The sequence below is a fragment of the Vibrio sp. 5S239 genome (assembly GCF_041439575.1).
In the GTDB taxonomy this organism is placed as follows: Bacteria; Pseudomonadota; Gammaproteobacteria; order Enterobacterales; family Vibrionaceae; genus Vibrio; species Vibrio kanaloae.
In genome coordinates, this window is record NZ_JBGOOM010000005.1 from 85,368 (window position 1) to 102,731 (window position 17,364).

Annotated in this window: 15 protein-coding genes; 10 read left to right on the forward strand and 5 right to left on the reverse strand. The window is 44.2% G+C overall.

The features are described 5' to 3' along the window. Positions 1-125: 125 nt before the first annotated feature. The gene (ebgR, locus tag ACED48_RS05915) at positions 126-1,109 is read right to left on the reverse strand and encodes a transcriptional regulator EbgR (RefSeq protein ID WP_017056231.1); all 984 of its coding nucleotides are present in this window, start codon (positions 1,107-1,109) and stop codon (positions 126-128) included. Between the two features lie 393 nt (positions 1,110-1,502). Here ebgR and galE point away from each other — a divergent pair, with 393 nt between their 5' ends. From galE to galM, 4 genes are all read left to right on the forward strand, one after another. After that, complete coding sequence (gene galE / locus ACED48_RS05920; RefSeq protein ID WP_017056232.1) at positions 1,503-2,513, forward strand: UDP-glucose 4-epimerase GalE; 1,011 nt, start codon at positions 1,503-1,505, stop codon at positions 2,511-2,513. Between the two features lie 146 nt (positions 2,514-2,659). Then, positions 2,660-3,715, forward strand: coding sequence for a UDP-glucose--hexose-1-phosphate uridylyltransferase (locus ACED48_RS05925; RefSeq protein ID WP_017056233.1), 1,056 nt, complete (start codon positions 2,660-2,662; stop codon positions 3,713-3,715). Between the two features lie 178 nt (positions 3,716-3,893). After that, positions 3,894-5,054, forward strand: coding sequence for a galactokinase (gene galK, locus ACED48_RS05930; RefSeq protein WP_017056234.1), 1,161 nt, complete (start codon positions 3,894-3,896; stop codon positions 5,052-5,054). Positions 5,055-5,166: 112 nt separating this feature from the next. Beyond that, a complete protein-coding gene (gene galM / locus ACED48_RS05935) occupies positions 5,167-6,246 on the forward strand; it encodes a galactose-1-epimerase (RefSeq protein WP_017056235.1) in 1,080 nt (359 codons plus the stop codon). 219 nt (positions 6,247-6,465) lie between these two features. On the opposite strand, the gene ACED48_RS05940 is transcribed toward galM, so the two are convergent. Beyond that, the gene (locus ACED48_RS05940) at positions 6,466-7,464 is read right to left on the reverse strand and encodes a substrate-binding domain-containing protein (RefSeq protein WP_017056236.1); all 999 of its coding nucleotides are present in this window, start codon (positions 7,462-7,464) and stop codon (positions 6,466-6,468) included. 198 nt (positions 7,465-7,662) lie between these two features. On the opposite strand from ACED48_RS05940, the gene ACED48_RS05945 reads away from it, so the two are divergent. Further along, the gene (locus tag ACED48_RS05945; protein WP_017056237.1) at positions 7,663-7,995 is read left to right on the forward strand and encodes a tRNA-binding protein; all 333 of its coding nucleotides are present in this window, start codon (positions 7,663-7,665) and stop codon (positions 7,993-7,995) included. 89 nt (positions 7,996-8,084) lie between these two features. Here ACED48_RS05945 and ACED48_RS05950 read toward each other — a convergent pair whose 3' ends face one another. Then, positions 8,085-8,639: a gamma-glutamylcyclotransferase family protein gene (locus ACED48_RS05950; RefSeq protein ID WP_017056238.1), complete on the reverse strand. Its 555-nt coding sequence runs from the start codon at positions 8,637-8,639 to the stop codon at positions 8,085-8,087. A 287-nt stretch (positions 8,640-8,926) separates the two neighbouring features. On the opposite strand from ACED48_RS05950, the gene ACED48_RS05955 reads away from it, so the two are divergent. Together ACED48_RS05955 and ACED48_RS05960 are read left to right on the forward strand one after the other, a co-directional pair. Further along, on the forward strand, positions 8,927-10,111 hold the full coding sequence (locus tag ACED48_RS05955; RefSeq protein ID WP_017056239.1) for an NnrS family protein: 1,185 nt from the start codon (positions 8,927-8,929) through the stop codon (positions 10,109-10,111). A 178-nt stretch (positions 10,112-10,289) separates the two neighbouring features. Beyond that, positions 10,290-10,607, forward strand: coding sequence for a DUF3622 domain-containing protein (locus ACED48_RS05960; protein ID WP_017056240.1), 318 nt, complete (start codon positions 10,290-10,292; stop codon positions 10,605-10,607). Between the two features lie 203 nt (positions 10,608-10,810). Here ACED48_RS05960 and ACED48_RS05965 read toward each other — a convergent pair whose 3' ends face one another. Next, a complete protein-coding gene (locus tag ACED48_RS05965; protein WP_017056241.1) occupies positions 10,811-11,857 on the reverse strand; it encodes a succinylglutamate desuccinylase/aspartoacylase family protein in 1,047 nt (348 codons plus the stop codon). Positions 11,858-12,128: 271 nt separating this feature from the next. On the opposite strand from ACED48_RS05965, the gene ACED48_RS05970 reads away from it, so the two are divergent. Further along, positions 12,129-12,668 carry a DUF3332 family protein gene (locus ACED48_RS05970; RefSeq protein WP_017056242.1) on the forward strand — a complete coding sequence of 180 codons (540 nt, stop codon included), beginning with the start codon at positions 12,129-12,131 and terminating at the stop codon, positions 12,666-12,668. 320 nt (positions 12,669-12,988) lie between these two features. On the opposite strand, the gene ACED48_RS05975 is transcribed toward ACED48_RS05970, so the two are convergent. After that, positions 12,989-14,461, reverse strand: coding sequence for an aminoacyl-histidine dipeptidase (locus tag ACED48_RS05975; RefSeq protein WP_017056243.1), 1,473 nt, complete (start codon positions 14,459-14,461; stop codon positions 12,989-12,991). Positions 14,462-15,518: 1,057 nt separating this feature from the next. Between ACED48_RS05975 and ACED48_RS05980 the strand changes: the two genes are divergently transcribed. Together ACED48_RS05980 and tet(34) are read left to right on the forward strand one after the other, a co-directional pair. Next, positions 15,519-16,808, forward strand: a complete 1,290-nt coding sequence (locus ACED48_RS05980) for an NCS2 family permease (RefSeq protein ID WP_017056244.1) — start codon at positions 15,519-15,521, stop codon at positions 16,806-16,808. A gap of 84 nt (positions 16,809-16,892) precedes the next feature. Beyond that, positions 16,893-17,357 (forward strand): oxytetracycline resistance phosphoribosyltransferase domain-containing protein Tet(34), encoded by a 465-nt coding sequence (tet(34), locus tag ACED48_RS05985; RefSeq protein ID WP_017056245.1) that lies wholly within the window; start codon positions 16,893-16,895, stop codon positions 17,355-17,357. The last annotated feature ends 7 nt before the right edge of the window (positions 17,358-17,364 follow it).

A 17,364-nucleotide genomic window follows, 5' to 3' on the forward strand; every position in this document is an offset into this window, starting at 1 on the left:
TTAGTGAAAACGTTTTGCTTTAACTCCATCACGTTTTTTATGGTCTTTTTACAGTGCTGTGTGATGGGCACAAAAAAGGCCACCTTCAACAAAGGTAGCCTTAGTTTATCTATTTGATATTTTAACTATTTTGTCGTGTCGCGCAGCTTTAATTTGCTTGGTACATAGACGCGTAATGGGATGGTTCGGCCGTCGCGTACTTTTTCAACCAGAAGGTTAACACCTTGAATTCCCATCAGTTCAGAGTGAATACGAACGGTTGATAAACTTGGGAAGGTAAATTTAGCGGTTGGGATGTCATTGACACTGATCAGCGCAATGTCTTCAGGAATGCGCAATCCGTGCTCATGAATCGCTCGTAAAACGCCAATAGCGATGGAATCTGATGCAATAAACATGGCTTTCGGGTAATTGCCGCTCTCTAGCATTTTCTTCGCTAGGTCGTAGCCCGACGAGCTAGAGAAGTCACCGCGATAGATATCTTGTTCACTAACGACGTTCTTAAGGCCACCGTATTCTGCAAAAGCCACTTCGCGAATATCAGAGGTGTTAATGTCGTCTTGTCCACCAATGAAACCAATGCGTTGATAACCTTGGTTAATGAAGAAGTTGGTGATCTCTTTGCTGATACGAGCAAGGTCGATATCGACAGAATCATAAGGTTCTGAGTGATCCGTAAAGTCGACGTAGCAAATATTATCGGTGAGATTTTTTGCTTGCTCGATAACTTCTTGTGTCATTCTACCGACTAATAAAATACCGGTAATATTGCTAGAGTTAACTTGTATTTTGCTTTCATAACAATTGGTTAGTCCAAGTTCCATTTTTTCGCATTGAGTTTCAATACCATGGCGAATGGATAGGTAGTAAGGGTCGTTAACTTCCGCTTCTTGCTTGTAGTTGTACAGAGCAAGGAAGTGGTGGTTCTGCTTTTTACCGCTAACAGATTTACGTGAGCTGTTGGTTTTGTATTCCAATTTCTCGGCAATTTCAAAGATCCGCCTCTTGGTCTCTTCCTTGACGCTTAATGTTGGATCTTCATTGAGAACCCGGGAAACGGTAGCTAATGAAACATTTGCTTCAGTCGCGATATCTTTTAACGTTGCCATACTCACTTCCTGTTCTTGGAACATTGCGCTGCTTTGAAATTCGTCTTTAGTAAAAAAGCAATGCACCTCTTAATTCTACAGACCTATTGTAATCAAACTGAAAGCCAATGCATTAACTTTTAGTAAAATAAATGCTCAACACATCTGTGATGTCTCAAATCTAACTATCTATAATTATCTTATTAAAATTCAATGGATTAGAGGTTAACAGCTATACATTCTCTCTATGTCACTATCAGTTCCAATGATGAAAGTTAGTGTAAACGTTTACACTTCGTGGTTTTGATCACAGAATTATAGTCAAAATGGCTGCTACTATTTCTGACATACGGTGCTACTGAGCTGAATGTCAGTTAAAGTTAGCCCACGAATGACGACAAAGAGAGGTTGATTGTGAAAGTACTGGTTACGGGCGGCATGGGTTACATCGGAAGTCATACATGCATTCAAATGATGCAAGCGGGCATAGAGCCAATCATTGTAGACAACCTTTGCAACAGCAAAGAGCTCGTACTGGAGCGAATCAATGCGCTAACCGGTCAAACACCAACATTTTACCTTGGAGATATTCGTGATGAATCTTTCCTAGATAGCGTGTTTGCCAAGCATGACATTCAAGCGGTGATTCATTTTGCTGGCCTAAAAGCGGTAGGAGAATCAGTTGCTAAGCCTTTGGAGTACTACGATAACAACGTCAATGGTTCTCTGGTCCTAGCGCGTAGCATGAAGAAAGCGGGCGTGAAAAGCATCGTATTTAGTTCTTCGGCTACCGTTTACGGTGACCCTGAAGTTGTACCTATTACTGAAACTTCACCAACTGGCGCGACAACTAACCCTTATGGACGCAGCAAATATATGGCGGAAGAGTGCTTAAGCGATCTGTTCAACGCGGAAAACGACTGGAGCGTCACTTTACTGCGCTACTTTAACCCTGTTGGTGCACATCCGTCAGGCATCATGGGTGAAGATCCACAAGGCATTCCAAACAACCTAATGCCGTTCATCGCACAGGTTGCCGTTGGTCGTAGAGAGAAGCTTTCTATCTTTGGAAACGATTACCCGACACCGGATGGAACTGGCGTTCGTGACTACATCCACGTGATGGATTTAGCTGATGGCCATGTCGCGGCATTAAAAGCGGTGGGCGAGAAAGCGGGCTTACATATTTACAACCTAGGTACAGGAAAAGGCTCAAGCGTACTCGAGATGGTTGAAGCCTTCGCACAAGCATCGGGCAAACCGGTTTCTTATGAACTTTGTCCACGCCGCGCTGGTGACATTGCCGAATGCTGGGCAAGCACAGACAAAGCAGAGCGTGAGTTAGGTTGGAAAGCAACTCGCAGCGTGATGGAAATGACGGCGGATACGTGGAACTGGCAATCGAATAACCCGAACGGCTACTAGTCTGTGTAATTGAAGTCGCAGCGTTGTTGGCTGCAACTCCAATTTTATTGGTGAATGCAGATGAAGAGATATTTGGAATCTCCTTGTAGAAGAATTATTCATCTTGGTGAATTGACCAAGACACAAAATTTGAGAGCAATCTAAACATGTCAAAAGTTGAATTTAACCCAGTAGACCACCCGCATCGTCGTTATAACCCACTAACGGGTCAGTGGATCTTAGTATCACCGCACCGTGCTAAACGCCCGTGGAGTGGTCAAGACGAGAAGCCATCGACCGATCAACTTCCTGAGTACGAGAAAGAGTGTTTGTTGTGCCCGACCAATACACGCATCTCGGGTGACGAAAATCCAGATTACGACGGCACTTACGTATTCAATAACGATTTCGCGGCGTTGATGCCTGATTCGCCTGACGCTCCAGAGTCTGAAAACCCTCTATTCAAGACTCAAGGTGTTCGTGGGTTGAGCCGTGTTATCTGTTTCTCTCCGGACCACAGCAAAACGTTGCCAGAGTTACCAGTAAACAAGATTCGCGGTGTTATCGACACATGGAACGAACAGATTGAAGAGCTAGGTAAAGACTACCTATGGGTTCAAGTGTTTGAAAACAAAGGAGAGACTATGGGCTGTTCTCAGCCTCACCCACACGGTCAGATCTGGGCAAACAGCTTTTTGCCCAACGAAATTGAACGCAAAGAGAAACTGTTAAAAGAGTACTTCGAACAACAAGGTTCGAATCTTTTAGTGGATTACGTTGAAGCTGAAATGAAAGACGGCTCTCGTACTGTGGTTGAAACTGAACATTGGATTGCTGTGGTGCCTTATTGGGCTGCGTGGCCATTCGAAACCATGTTGCTACCAAAAACGCATATTCACCGCATGAGTGAATTGACGGACGAACAGCGTGATGACTTAGCGCTTGCGATCAAGAAGCTGACCAGTCGTTACGACAACTTGTTCCAGTGTTCATTCCCATACTCGATGGGTTGGCACTATGCGCCGTTCTTCGAAGAAGGCACCGACATCGACCATTGGCAACTGCACGCGTTGTTCTACCCGCCACTACTACGCAGCGCATCAGTTCGTAAGTTCATGGTGGGCTACGAAATGCTGGCTGAGTCTCAGCGTGATTTAACCGCAGAACAAGCCGCGCAACGTCTTCGTGATTTGAGTGACGTTCACTACAAAGAGCAGGAATAGCCTACTTCGTAGATAACGAGTGAGCTCCTTGATATCTCGTCCCTCGATTCTGGAATGACGACAAGTGGGAAGCTGATGTTGTCATTCCCTACCGTGAGAGACGAGCGAGATAGGGGATCTAAAAGAATTAAAGTGGTGCCGTAAAGGGGCCATAACCAATTGAACAAAGAGTTTGCTTATGTCTGACCTAATCCAAAACGTGAAAGCATCTTTTGAGCAAGTCCTTGGTTACCAAGCGACTCATATTATTCAAGCCCCAGGTCGTGTGAACCTGATCGGTGAGCACACCGACTACAACGATGGTTTTGTTCTACCGTGTGCCATTAACTACCAAACGGTAGTCGCAGCGGCTAAGCGTGATGACAACATTATACGCGTAGTATCAGTGGACTACGGTAATGCAGTGGATGAGTTCGATTTAACTCAAGAGGTCACATTCCAACAAGACAAAATGTGGGCGAACTACATTCGTGGAGTGGTGAAGTGCTTGATTGGGCGTGGCCACCAGTTTAAAGGCGCGGATATTTCTGTTTCTGGCAACGTACCTCAAGGTGCAGGTTTAAGTTCTTCTGCGGCATTGGAAGTGGTCATCGGTCAAACATTCAAGGTGCTTTATAACCTAGAGATCAGCCAAGCCGAAGTGGCTCTTAATGGTCAGCAAGCCGAAAACGAATTTGTGGGCTGTAACTGCGGCATCATGGACCAAATGATCTCTGCAGAAGGTCGTGCAAACCATGCGATGCTTTTGGATTGTCGTAGCCTAGAGACTCAAGCGGTTTCAATGCCAGAAGATATGGCTGTGGTTATCATCAACTCAAACAAGAAACGCGGCTTAGTTGACAGCGAATACAACACGCGTCGTGAGCAGTGTGAAGAAGCAGCGCGTATCTTTGGTGCTCCTGCGCTTCGTGATGTGACCATTGAACAATTCAAAGCGAAAGAGTCTGAGTTAGATGAAGTGGTCGCGAAACGTGCTCGTCACGTGATTACTGAAAATGACCGTACTGTTGAAGCGGCTCAAGCTCTGCGCACTCATGATATGAAACGCATGGGTGAGTTGATGGCTGAATCGCATGCATCAATGCGTGATGATTTTGAAATCACGGTTAAAGAGATTGATACGCTGGTTGATATGGTCAAAGAAGTGATCGGCGAACAAGGTGGCGTGCGTATGACTGGCGGTGGTTTCGGTGGTTGTATTGTGGCATTGGTTCCACCTGCATTGGTTGATGAAATCAAAACAACCGTTGAACAGAAATATCAAGCGGCGACGGGTCTAAAAGAATCTATTTATGTGTGCCAAGCGAAAGACGGAGCAGGCTTAGTTGAAGTAATCTAACGGCTTCGAGACTTAATATAGAGCTTACCAAGTAAAAAGATCATGGTAGGCCAAGTCCTAAAGCCTTTACCTCAACGTAGAGGCTTTTTACTGGCAGTAGAAGGAATTTAGAATGACACAAGCGCAGAACCTGCACCAATCCATGACAGAAACTGCAGCCTATGATGGCCAACCTGCTCAGCTTGTCACGCTGTCGAATGCACACGGCATGGAAGTGATATTCATGGATATTGGCGCAACATGGTTGAGCTGTATCCTGCCAGTAAAGGGAAATAAGAGAGAAGTTTTGTTGGGTGTTAACTCAATGTATAACTTCGATAAACAAGCCAGCTATATGGGCACAACCGTTGGTCGTTATGCTAACCGCATTGCCAATGGTCGTTTCAAAATTGATGGTCAGAACTACAAGCTGGAAACCAACCAAGCGGGCAATACCTTACACGGTGGTCCGAGCGGGTTTGATAAACGCCGTTGGAATATTGCCGAGCAAACCGAAACGTCAGTGGTGTTTACTCTAGAATCTGCTGATGGCGACCAAGGATTCCCGGGGAATTTGAATGTGTCGGTGAGTTATGACATCACCGAAGACAATCGAGTGTCCATTCATTACTCTGCAACCACAGACAAGCCAACCGTGGTTAACCTAACGAATCATGCGTACTTCAATCTACTTGGCGCAGAAGCCGGACACGATTGTTTGTCACACATTGTCAGCATTAACGCCAATCAATTCTTACCGACCAACTCGGTAGGAATTCCATTAGGTAACCTTAAATCGGTGAAATCGACCAGCTTCGACTTCAATCAGCCTATGATGATCTCAGAGCGTCTGTTGGGTGATGAACAGCAGAAAGCAGCAAAGGGTTACGACCACTCTTTCTTATTGGCTGACGGCTGCAAACGCACTCAATGCGCCGCGACCGTAACGTCACCGGATGCGCTCGTCACACTAAAAGTATTTTCAACCAAACCTGCGATGCAGCTATACACTGGGAACTGGCTTGGTGGCACACCAAACCGAAGTGGTGGCAGCTATGAAGACTACGCTGGTTTGGCTCTAGAAACCCAGTTCTTACCTGACTCTCCTAACCACCCAGAGTGGAAGCAGGACAGTTGTATTCTTAAGCCTGAACAAGAATATAACTACAGTACCTGCTACCAGTTTGAATTTTCGGGGGATTCTTCAAACTAGTACGCTCTAGCTCAAAGCGGTGATGCCAATGTCTTTTGCTTGTGAATAGGACGATGTGAGTTATTGCGTTGTTCTTGGGGGATGAGCAAAAGTGGCACCTAGTAATCTATTACCTCATTGGGAGTGATTGTTGGGCAAGAGAGTAAGGTAGGAAAGCCCTAACAGAAGCGATTCTGTTAGGGCTTTTTTTTGTTTAGGGCTTAGTGAGTAGACTAGAGCTTAGACTTTCTCTACCGAATTGCGGCGTACCAGAGTTGGAGAGAACATCATTGGTTCAGTAGAGGTGTTTTCACCCTTGGCTAGGTGCAGCGCGAGTCGTGTTGCTTTCTCTGCCATCATCTGAATCGGGTAGCGAATGGTGGTGAGCTTTGGATGAACATAGCGGGCAATCAAGCCATCATCAAATCCGATGATCGACATCTTCTCTGGCGTTTGGATTCCGTTCTCATCTAGTACCGACAAAGCACCTGCCGCCATGTAATCGTTGTAAGCCACAATGCCAGTGATTGGCAGTGACTTAGTCAGCAGATTAGTCATCGCATATTCACCACCATCACTGGTTGGTAGAGCCTGTTCAACATAGCTTTCAGATAACTCAATACCATACTCTTTCAGCGCGGCTTGGTAGCCTTCAACACGTTCGTTGGCATCTTCAATGCTTGAAGAGGAAGCGATACACGCAATGTTTTTATGACCATGTCGGATTAAGTATTCAGTCGCGAGGAATGCACCTTTCTTGTTATCTAGGAAGATACAGCGATTGGCAATTTCTTCGATGTAACGGTTGATCAGTACTAAGCCTTTCACTTCTTTAGAGTAAGCAATCAGTTCCTCGTCAGTTAGGCCTTTCGAGTGAATGATTAGTGCATCACAGCGACTGCTGATCAGTAACTCAATCGCTTGTTGTTCTTCTTCACGATTGTGAGAACCATTGCCCACCAAGATATGTTTGCCGTTCTCTCTAGCAACGTTGTCTACCGATTTAACTAGCGTGCCGAAGAAAGGATCGGAAATATCACCAACTAACACACCGACGGTATTGGTGCTTTGGCTTACCAGCGCACGGGCATTGGCATTCGGGCGATAGCCGAGCTTAGCCATCGCTTTTGTCACCGACTCAATAGAGCTCGCACTGGCCTTCGGAGATTTGTTGATCACCCGAGATACGGTTGCGACTGATACACCGGATTCTTTTGCGACATCTTTAATTGTTGCCATTTTTAACCTCTATACATTGCTGCATCTATTTAACACCGACAATAAGTGCAAGGCAACGAAACTCTCATTTTACTTGCAGTAATGAGATCTTTACTGCTTGTAATTATTAGACTTAATGCAGTGTAAATGTTTACACTTTACTTAGTTTTAGTAAAATTATTTGATAGGTAAAAAACCAATTAATATAGGAAGTGAGAAATGGATACTGTCTCTTATGGCGACTTTGCTAAGTTAGAAATGCGTTTGGGTAAGATCATCGAGGTTGTGCGTCATGAAAACGCAGACAAGCTTTACATCGTGCAAGTGGATGTGGGTGAGAAGACGCTACAAACAGTGACCAGCCTAGTCCCTTATTACACAGAAGAAGAGTTGATGGGCAAGCTGGTTGTTGTGCTGTGTAATTTAGCGAAGGCTAAGATGAGAGGGCACACTTCTGAGTGCATGTTGCTATGTGCAGAAACGGAAGATGAATCTGAAAGCGTATTGCTGACGCCAGAACGTGCAATGCCAGCGGGTATTCGAGTGGTTTAAGCGGTTTATTTTAGTCGGTGAGCCTACTTGTTATAAGTTCATCGACTTCCCTGTTCTCAAAGATCCAAAATAACCAAAGCCCTCAAAGGCTAACTGCGAACACTCAGTATTAAACCATCAATCACACTGTGGTGGTGCTCAGAAACGCCAGCAAGGTTGCCGTATTTTGGCTGGTGGCGATCATTTTCTAATGGGTGGTGCCAACCTTGTGTGTGTTCCACAAAGTGCGCCGCAAAGCTTTCAGACACCTCTAAACATCCTGCCATAACGGTATCGACATAGGTTTGAACGATAGGGCTGTCTTCACAAGGCGCTGTAATATCGTCTTTGATGTAAACCCAGATCGATTGATCCGTTTTGAAATCAGTTTGGCTCTCTATCTGATCGGCTTTTAACTCGATTCGATGATAGCCACGTTCACGGCGATCAAACTCAGCCAAGGCTACATCATCGACTTCAAGCAAAACACCATTCACTTGCCCTTCACCAAGATTGACGATCAAAGGTGACAATACATAGCTGTCATCGATCTTGCTCCAATGGCGAATTAAGCCATGAACAATCGCAGGGATCGCTTGCCCTGTCTGGCCGGTAAGCTGGCGTGAAGATGAGTTGATTAAGCTGCCATAACCAAAAATATACATCGCTTTCTCTGTCTGAGTTTTTCCATTTAAGTCTAACCTTACTATATGTGTCGCAATCGCAAAAGTCAGTAAGTTTTTATTTATACATCTATATGTCTTTATGACTCTTTTTGTTGTGTGTTTTTGACTTATTTATTGGTCTATGAATCTTGTGAGTAGCTGTTTTTACGGGCTTTATCGAATTGGCGCGTTTAATGCAGTGTGATCAGCAGATTGCATCGAATTTGATGCAAACCAAATTTGGTTTAGGTAATACCTTAGCCGCTATCTGAGCATTAGGAGCGAGTTTGTTAAATATCACAGATAAAAGTGTAGAAGACGCGATTCCAGCCTACCTGCGTTTAGGCTTCCGACCTTTCTTCTTTTTAGGCAGCCTATATGCTGTGATTGCGATTGTGGCTTGGGTTGTCATGTTCCAAAATGGTCAGCCTGAAGTGTTAAAAGTACCCGCGCTTTGGTGGCACGTACATGAAATGCTGTTTGGTTTTTCTATGGCGATTGTGGTTGGTTTTGTTCTGACTGCGGTGCAAACGTGGACGGGGGTCAATGGTACCAAGTATTATCGATTAGGCGTGCTAGTCGGCTTGTGGTTGGCACCTCGCATTCTTTTTTGGACACCGGCTCCGCTGTGGCTGATCTCTTCGATTGAAGCGCTGTTCTTAATCTTCGCCGCTTACGAAATTGGTTTTCGAGTCGTGAAGTCGAAAGGCTGGAAGAACCTGTTCTTTGTACCGCTGTTTATATTGGCTATCGTGGCGAACTTTGCTAGTTACGCGACCATTAAGGGAATGCCTCCATTTCCATCGTCTGCAGTTTGGCAGGCCATGTTGTGGTGGTTTACTTTGCTGTTATCAGTGATGGGTGGGCGAGTAATCCCATTCTTCACAGCGCGTCGTTTTGATTTTGAAAAAGCGCAGCCCTTGGTTTGGTTGGAATGGCTTGCAAACTTGCCTTTGATAGGACTGTTTGTTCTGAGTTTCTTCCCATTGACCTTTGCTCAAGTCGGCAATGAGTTGATGGTATTTGCAGGGGTAACTCAGTTGGTGCGCTTTATCCGCTGGAAGCCTTGGACTACGTTATCTGAGCCCTTGGTGTGGTCGCTGCATGCGGCTTACTTATGTATCCCTCTCAGCTTGCTGTTACGTGGTTTATTAGACAACCCATTTGCCAGTCATAACATGCTGCACTTGTTTGCGATTGGTGGCTTGAGCGGTTTGATTCTTGCGATGATTACGCGCGTGACAATGGGACACACTGGTCGTGCTATCTATAAAGGGCCAAGCATGGCGTTAGCGTTCTCGGCTATTTTTTTAGCAGCGCTCGTACGTAGCTTAGGTGTGACTTTCTTCCCGGCTTATCTGTTTGAGATGGTTAACCTCAGTGCAGCCTTATGGACGTTGGCGTTCGGTCTGTTTATTTGGAAATTTGGCATGATGTTACTAACACCGCGAGTGGATGGTCATCCGGGCTAAGTTAATTTCAGTCTATACAGCATTGGAGTGTGATCCGCTGCAAATATTTGCAGCAATATTCATTGATTTGTGCTCTAATATCGCGCTTACCAAGGGATGGTGTTAAAAGATGCTCACTTAGATGGAGTTATCAAAGTTGACCGATCCCTTAATGATCTCCCTTAGGAAAAAATAGAACATGTCTAAGAACAAAAAATTTGATATCCGCCTTACAGAAAAACGCAACGGTTGGTGTGCAGAGATTACTCGTCAAGTAACGTCTCGCAGCACTACAGTATCTAAGCGTGAGTCTGGTTTCGAAACTGAAGCTCTAGCACAAGAGTGGGCAGAGAAAGAGCTAGCCTCTTTCATCGCAAACCAAGCTGAACGTAACGAGCGTAAATCAGAGCAGCGTAAAGAGCGTGACGAACTACGTCACACTAAAGAGCTTAAAGCTGAGCAAGCACGTGAAGCGCGCGCTAAAGCTCGTGCAGAAGAGCAAGAAGACGCTGAGTAATTCAGTGCATGACTAATTTATAGATCCCTTAATTTTAAGATAAGGGATTTGTGAAAAAAAAGCCCCGATACAACTTTTTTCTTTCTAGTTAAAAGTGTATTGGGGCTTTTTAGTTTGTGGAGTTCTGTTTTATTGTGTTTAAGAGCACTGTTTTGGCTTCTCGCTTTTAACGTCGAGCTCTTAAACTTTTAAGCATTGTCTGATCAGTTATTCAGTGCAGTTAGCCAATCATCTTCTGCCACTTCTTCAATGTAGCTTTCTACTGATTGTCCGACTTCTTCATCGTCTTGCTTGAAGTAAGCGATGTGGAACACAGCATCACCTTCGTTGACCAAAGGCAGAGTTTGCTGACCAATCACGATACCGCCTTTGGTTGTGATCACTTGGCCTTCTTGGTGACCCAATGGAGAGCTGATGTAAGCCAGAGTTTGCCCGGCTTCAACTTGTTCACCAAGCCCTACCATATTACGCAAGATGCCGTCTGATTCCGCGCGGATCCAACTGGTCGATTTACTCAATACTGGCTCTGGCAACTTCTTACGGTTCGGGCGCAACATACCGATTTCTTTCATAACTTGGTGAGCGCCAAGGTAACCGGCACGGATCGCTAAAGGATCAAAACGCAGCGCTTCACCACCTTCGTAAGTTAATACAGGAATACCAAGTTTTTCCGCTTCGCTACGCAGTGAACCGTCACGCAGTGGAGAATCAATGATCACTGGTGTTGCAAACGCTTTTGCGATGCGCAGTGTTTCTGGGTTCGACAGGTTTGCACGAATCTGTGGCAGATTCGTACGGTGAATCGCCCCCGTGTGTAAATCTAAGATGAAATCACAGTGCTTCGCAACATTCTCGAAGAAGGTGTAAGCGATACGTGATGTTAACGATCCTTTCTCACTACCAGGGAAGCAACGGTTTAGGTCACGGCGGTCTGGTAGGTAACGAGACTTATGGATGAAGCCGAACACGTTAACGATAGGCACAACAATTAAGGTACCTTTCAACTTCTTCGGATCGATAGCATTGGTTAACTGGCGGGCAATCTCAACACCATTTAACTCATCGCCGTGGATCGCCGCGTTTACCATCAGTGTTTGGCCTGCTTGGCGACCGTGAATGATTTCAATCGGGATTGAAAGTGGAGAGTGTGTATAAAGCTGAGCTGCTTGCAGTTCAATCTCCATTCGCTGTCCTGGCTGAACAGTATAACCAAGTAATTCGAATGGTTGGTTAGGTTTTAGTCTTGCCATTTAGGTTGTTCTCAACATGGTGATAATTCGTTAACACGGAATGTAGCAATCGTTGATTTTTAGTACGAATCAATCGCTTTACGGTGACGACAAAAGTTTTTTATGAAGGGGCTTCTGAATTGGTTTCAGTTTTTTATTTGGCTAATTGAAGGGTGTTTCAAATTGTGAATTTTCTGACAATACATTGATTTAGCGCTGATATTTGTTATTCAGTTCGTTGGTATTATCCACCGCCATTTTTTGGCGGCCAAATTCAAATATTGAGATCAAAATGAAAAAAACAATTTCAAAAGTCGTTGCACTGGCGGTGGTTTCTGTCGCTTTATCTGGCTGTGTTGGTAGTAACGCAGTAACGGGTTACCTCATGAAGTTCAACGTTAAGGCTGTTGATAACCGTTACGCACGTGGTGGTTTGAACATGCTACTTGCACCTGCTTACGGCCTGACGGTTGCTGCTGATTACCTGGTATTCAATTCACTAGAGTTCTGGACTGGTAGCAACCCACTAACGGGTTCTCCACACATCTTTGATACAAAGACTGACACTTACCTAGACATTAATAACCAACTTGACCCGTCTCTAACGGAAGCGCCAATAGGTCCTATCACGAGTGCAGATGTGATCGAGCAGGGTCAAATGCAGCAGATTGATGAAAACACGATCCAAATGGACATTACTTACCAATCTGGTGAGCGCGCGACGTTAATCGGTGTTCGTGATGGCGAGATGGTGACGTACTTCATCGATGGCGAAGTTGTGGCACAAACTTCAATGGATGAGCTAGAAAGCTACGCGGCTTCACGCGCTTAGTTATACCAATCGTAGTAAATAACTGGTCACCCTAGCTTGTTAAAAATCTCGATAACTGCGTTGTGATTTTTGATTGTAGAATAACTACTTATCAGAAAATTACGCCTTGTTCTCAAGCCTTTTTCCTGCGCTATTTCTGAACACTTACTTACTGTGATTGGTATTACTTCTTTAGTTACAAATAGTCGATTAACAAATATTAGATACAAAAACAGGTACTCATTGAGTACCTGTTTTATTTTGCCTCGGATAAACGGTGTTTACTGAAAAGTACTATTTATTGAAAAGCACGATTTATTGAGCAAACATAGCCTATCGAATTAAGCTTTTTCTGGGATTGCTTCAAGCAGTGCAACCATTTGGTTCCAGAATAGTTCAACGGTATCAATCTTCACTTTCTCGTCTGGAGAGTGAGGGAATTTGATCGTTGGGCCGAAAGAAACCATATCCATGTTTGGGTAAGGTTCTTTGAATAGACCACACTCAAGACCAGCATGGATAACCATGATATTTGGCTTGTGACCGTATATGCCTTCGTACATGTCGCGGAATATGTGCATGATTTCAGAATCTGCGTCTGGCTTCCAACCTGGATAAGCACCAGAGAACGCGATGTTAGCACCTGCTAGTTCAGCAATAGAGTGAAGCATGCTTTCTACTTGGCTGCGACCTGAGTCGATAAGGGAACGGATCAGGCAAAGTACTGTGATTGAATTCTCTTCTGTCGTGATCACACCTACGTTTAGAGATGTTTCCACAACACCTTCAATCTCGTCACTCATACGAATCACGCCGTTTGGTGCTGCGTTAAGTGCAGCGATAAAGCGCGTCTGTTCTGCTTGTGCAAGAGTACCCATTTCAACGGCGACTTCATCGTTGAATGTTACGATGCTGTCTTCGATGTTACCTAGTTCAGTTGATAGAAGCTCGGTGTAGTAGTTGTATAGCGAAGCCAGTTCCTCTTGGTTTGCAGCAGGAACTGCAACCGTTACGAAACCTTCACGAGGAATTGCGTTACGAAGGCTACCACCTTTGAACTCTACGATGCGAAGGTCTAGCTTTTTTGCGTGACTCGCTAAGAAACGGGCAAGTAGTTTGTTTGCGTTTGCACGACCAGTATGAATATCACAACCCGAGTGACCGCCTTTAAGGCCTTTAAGTGTTAGTTTGCGCGTTACGAAATCTGCAGGAATAGCATCTCGAGTGATGTCGAAAGTCATTGTACCGTCGATACCGCCAGCACAACCCATATATACTTCACCTTCTTGCTCTGAATCGGTATTAAGAAGGATATCGCCTTCTAACCAACCAGCTTCAAGACCGAAAGCACCTGTCATTCCTGCTTCTTCATCTACAGTGAGTAGAACTTCTATAGGGCCGTGCTTGATTTCGTTTGACGCAAGAACCGCTAGGCAAGAAGCCATGCCCATGCCGTTATCAGCGCCAAGTGTTGTGCCTTTTGCTGTAACCCACTCACCATCAATGTATGGCTGGATAGGATCTTTAGCGAAGTCGTGAACCGTGTCTTCGTTCTTTTGTGGAACCATATCGATGTGCGCTTGCAGCACCACACCTTTTTTGTTTTCCATGCCTAGCGTTGCAGGTTTAGTAATGAAGACGTTACCCGTTGGGTCGCGACGCACACTTAAACCTTGCTCTGTTGCCCAAGCAATAATGTATTGAGCTAGCTCTTCCTCATGCTTAGAAGGATGTGGGATTGAGCAAATCTTATCGAAGAACTGCCAAATAGGGGCAGGGGATAATTTACTGATCTCAGAATGGAATTCAGACACGGATGACTCCTTTTTTATTTGGTAACCATATATTTAGGATTTTCATGGGTAAAAACCTAGAACAAAAATCTAAAATATGGGTCTGTTTTGATGGTAACAGCATACCACTTGAGTGTTTTGACGAGTAGCGCTTCTAAACCTCAAACACCTCAAATTTTGAAAGCGATTTTGTCCATCCGATCATAACTAAGCGCTTTGATGCTTATAAATAACCCAAGCAAACGTTTGTTTAAGTCTATTTTGTAATTTAATTACACTTATGGGTTTGAGGGGTGATCTTATTTAGTCAAAAGTGTGATGTGGCGCAATAAAAAGTTGTAATATTTTTTCTTTAGGGTATATTAATAACCAACTTCTAAGGTGAAGAGTAAATGCTCAAAGGATGAGTCCGTTTTATCGCCTCCAAGGAACCGAGAAATCAAATTCGTTTTTTATTGATTTATTAAGGTGATAGTTATGAAAGGTTTACCATCTGCAATGTTCTGGCTTAACAGCTCTGTTTACACTAGCAACTTTGCATACCCTACAAGCTTTGGTTACTAATACCGTAAGCATGTAACTCGAACAGTTTTGTTTACCCCTATATATTGGAATTCTTTTACAACCCTTTTGGTTGACAGATTCTACCGCCACTCAGTTTTGAGTGGCGTTTTTTTTGCCTGCTACTTTTCCAAACCGCTTTAGCTTGTCACTTTCCCTGCTGTTTTGCATGGTTGTTTTTTAAACGCCGAAATATCAATTTGCGCCTGATTACTGATCTTGTTGAAAAATACACAACTCTTGTGGGTTTGAATTCAGAGTTTAATGGCTAGACTCTCTATTAAAATAATTGATGGTCGAAAAAGTAACCAAGAAATTCCATCATGAATAATAGTATTAATTAACTGTTTATTATGGCTATTTTCTCTAGCTATCTTCCTTTTTAATCGCTTTGTTTCATAAAGTATTCTGATAAATATCGATTAGAGCCTTAATTCTATCTGGAATTTGTTATTTGATAACTTTATAATCCACGGCCAATCGATTACGCAACCGTTTACTCTTATAGGATTCGATAATGTTCGAAAAGCTATTCAAACTCAGTGAAAATGGCACCAATGTGCGCACTGAAATCATCGCAGGTCTAACAACCTTCCTAACAATGGCTTACATTATTTTTGTAAACCCAATGATTCTAGCTGACGCAGGGATGGACCATGGCGCTGTATTTGTAGCAACCTGTTTAGCGGCTGCTATTGGCTGTTTTATCATGGGCTTTGTTGCTAACTACCCAATTGCTCAAGCACCAGGTATGGGGCTGAATGCATTCTTTACTTACGCTGTTGTAATGGGGATGGGTTATACGTGGCAAGTTGCTTTGGCAGCGGTTTTCGTATCGGGCGTAATCTTCATTTTCTTAAGTATCTTTAAGATTCGTGAATGGATTATCAACTCTATCCCTATGTCTCTGCGTGTAGGTATCTCTGCGGGTATTGGCCTTTTCCTTGCGTTTATTGCTCTTAGCAATGCTGGCATCGTTGTTTCTAACCCAGCAACCAAGGTTTCACTTGGTGATATTACCGCGATTGCCCCAACCCTAGGCGCACTTGGTTTTTTCCTTACGATTGCTCTTGTTCATCGTGGTGTGAAAGGCGCAGTCATGATCGCTATTCTAGCTATCACGGCTCTTGGTATTGCTATTGGTGATGTTCAATACGGTGGCATCATGTCTACACCACCAAGCTTAGCACCTACGTTTATGCAGCTTGATTTCTCTGCGGTATTTGAAATAGGTATGATTTCAGTCGTATTCGCATTCTTGTTCGTCGATTTGTTCGATACTGCGGGTACTTTGGTGGGGGTTGCAACGAAAGCAAACTTAATCAAGGAAGACGGTAAACTTCCTCGTTTAAACAAAGCACTGCTTGCTGACTCTACAGCAACGTCTATTGGTGCATTGCTAGGTACATCAAACACGACTTCTTATGTTGAAAGTGTTGCAGGCGTAGCGGAAGGTGGCCGTACAGGTCTAACAGCTGTTGTGGTTGGTATCTTATTCCTACTGGCTCTTTTCTTCTCGCCACTTGCAGGTATGATTCCGGCTTACGCAACATCAGGCGCATTGTTCTATGTAGCCATTCTGATGATGTCTGGCCTCGTGGGCATTGATTGGCGTGATCTTACGGAAGCTGCACCTGTCGTGGTAACATGTCTGCTTATGCCGCTGACATACTCTATTGCTGAGGGTATTTCACTTGGTTTCATCGCTTACGCTGTAATTAAGCTGCTAAGTGGTAAAGGTCGCGACGTTTCACCTGCTGTGTGGGTCATGTCGGCTATCTTTATTCTTAAATACATTTTCGCTTAATCGTCTAGATTTCTGCTTAATCGCTGAAGAGGTTATGTTTGGAATAGCCTCTAATAACATGACAAAATTATTAGGTTTTATACTATGAGCAACAAATTCGTTATCACTTGGGACAACATGCAGACTTACTGCCGTCAACTAGCTGAAAAGCAAATGCCAGCAGAGCAGTGGAAAGGTATCTGGGCGGTCAGCCGTGGTGGTTTGGTTCCTGGTGCAATCTTGGCTCGTGAATTGGGTATTCGTCACGTAGATACGATTTGTATCTCTAGCTATGACCACGATCACCAACGTGATATGACAGTCGTTAAAGCTCCTGAAGGTGACGGTGAAGGTTTCTTAATCGTTGAAGATCTTGTTGATAGTGGTGACACTGCACGCAAGCTTCGCGAAATGTACCCTAAAGCGAAATTAATCGCAGTATGTGCAAAACCATCTGGTGCACATTTACTTGATGAATACATTGTTGATATCCCTCAAGACACATGGATTGAGCAACCTTGGGATACGAGCCTAAGCTACGTTGAGCCAGTAAATCGCAAGTCAAAATAAGCGCAAG

What these genes read in the sequence shown, in the direction of transcription:
- ACED48_RS05925 (WP_017056233.1), top strand. Translation starts at nt 2,660, where the DNA reads ATGTCAAAAGTTGAATTTAACCCAGTAGACCACCCGCATCGTCGTTAT.
- ACED48_RS05945 (WP_017056237.1), top strand. Translation starts at nt 7,663, where the DNA reads ATGGATACTGTCTCTTATGGCGACTTTGCTAAGTTAGAAATGCGTTTG.
- ACED48_RS05965 (WP_017056241.1), bottom strand. Translation starts at nt 11,857, where the DNA reads ATGGCAAGACTAAAACCTAACCAACCATTCGAATTACTTGGTTATACT.
- ebgR (WP_017056231.1), bottom strand. Translation starts at nt 1,109, where the DNA reads ATGGCAACGTTAAAAGATATCGCGACTGAAGCAAATGTTTCATTAGCT.
- galK (WP_017056234.1), top strand. Translation starts at nt 3,894, where the DNA reads ATGTCTGACCTAATCCAAAACGTGAAAGCATCTTTTGAGCAAGTCCTT.
- ACED48_RS05940 (WP_017056236.1), bottom strand. Translation starts at nt 7,464, where the DNA reads ATGGCAACAATTAAAGATGTCGCAAAAGAATCCGGTGTATCAGTCGCA.
- galM (WP_017056235.1), top strand. Translation starts at nt 5,167, where the DNA reads ATGACACAAGCGCAGAACCTGCACCAATCCATGACAGAAACTGCAGCC.
- ACED48_RS05950 (WP_017056238.1), bottom strand. Translation starts at nt 8,639, where the DNA reads ATGTATATTTTTGGTTATGGCAGCTTAATCAACTCATCTTCACGCCAG.
- ACED48_RS05960 (WP_017056240.1), top strand. Translation starts at nt 10,290, where the DNA reads ATGTCTAAGAACAAAAAATTTGATATCCGCCTTACAGAAAAACGCAAC.
- ACED48_RS05980 (WP_017056244.1), top strand. Translation starts at nt 15,519, where the DNA reads ATGTTCGAAAAGCTATTCAAACTCAGTGAAAATGGCACCAATGTGCGC.
- ACED48_RS05970 (WP_017056242.1), top strand. Translation starts at nt 12,129, where the DNA reads ATGAAAAAAACAATTTCAAAAGTCGTTGCACTGGCGGTGGTTTCTGTC.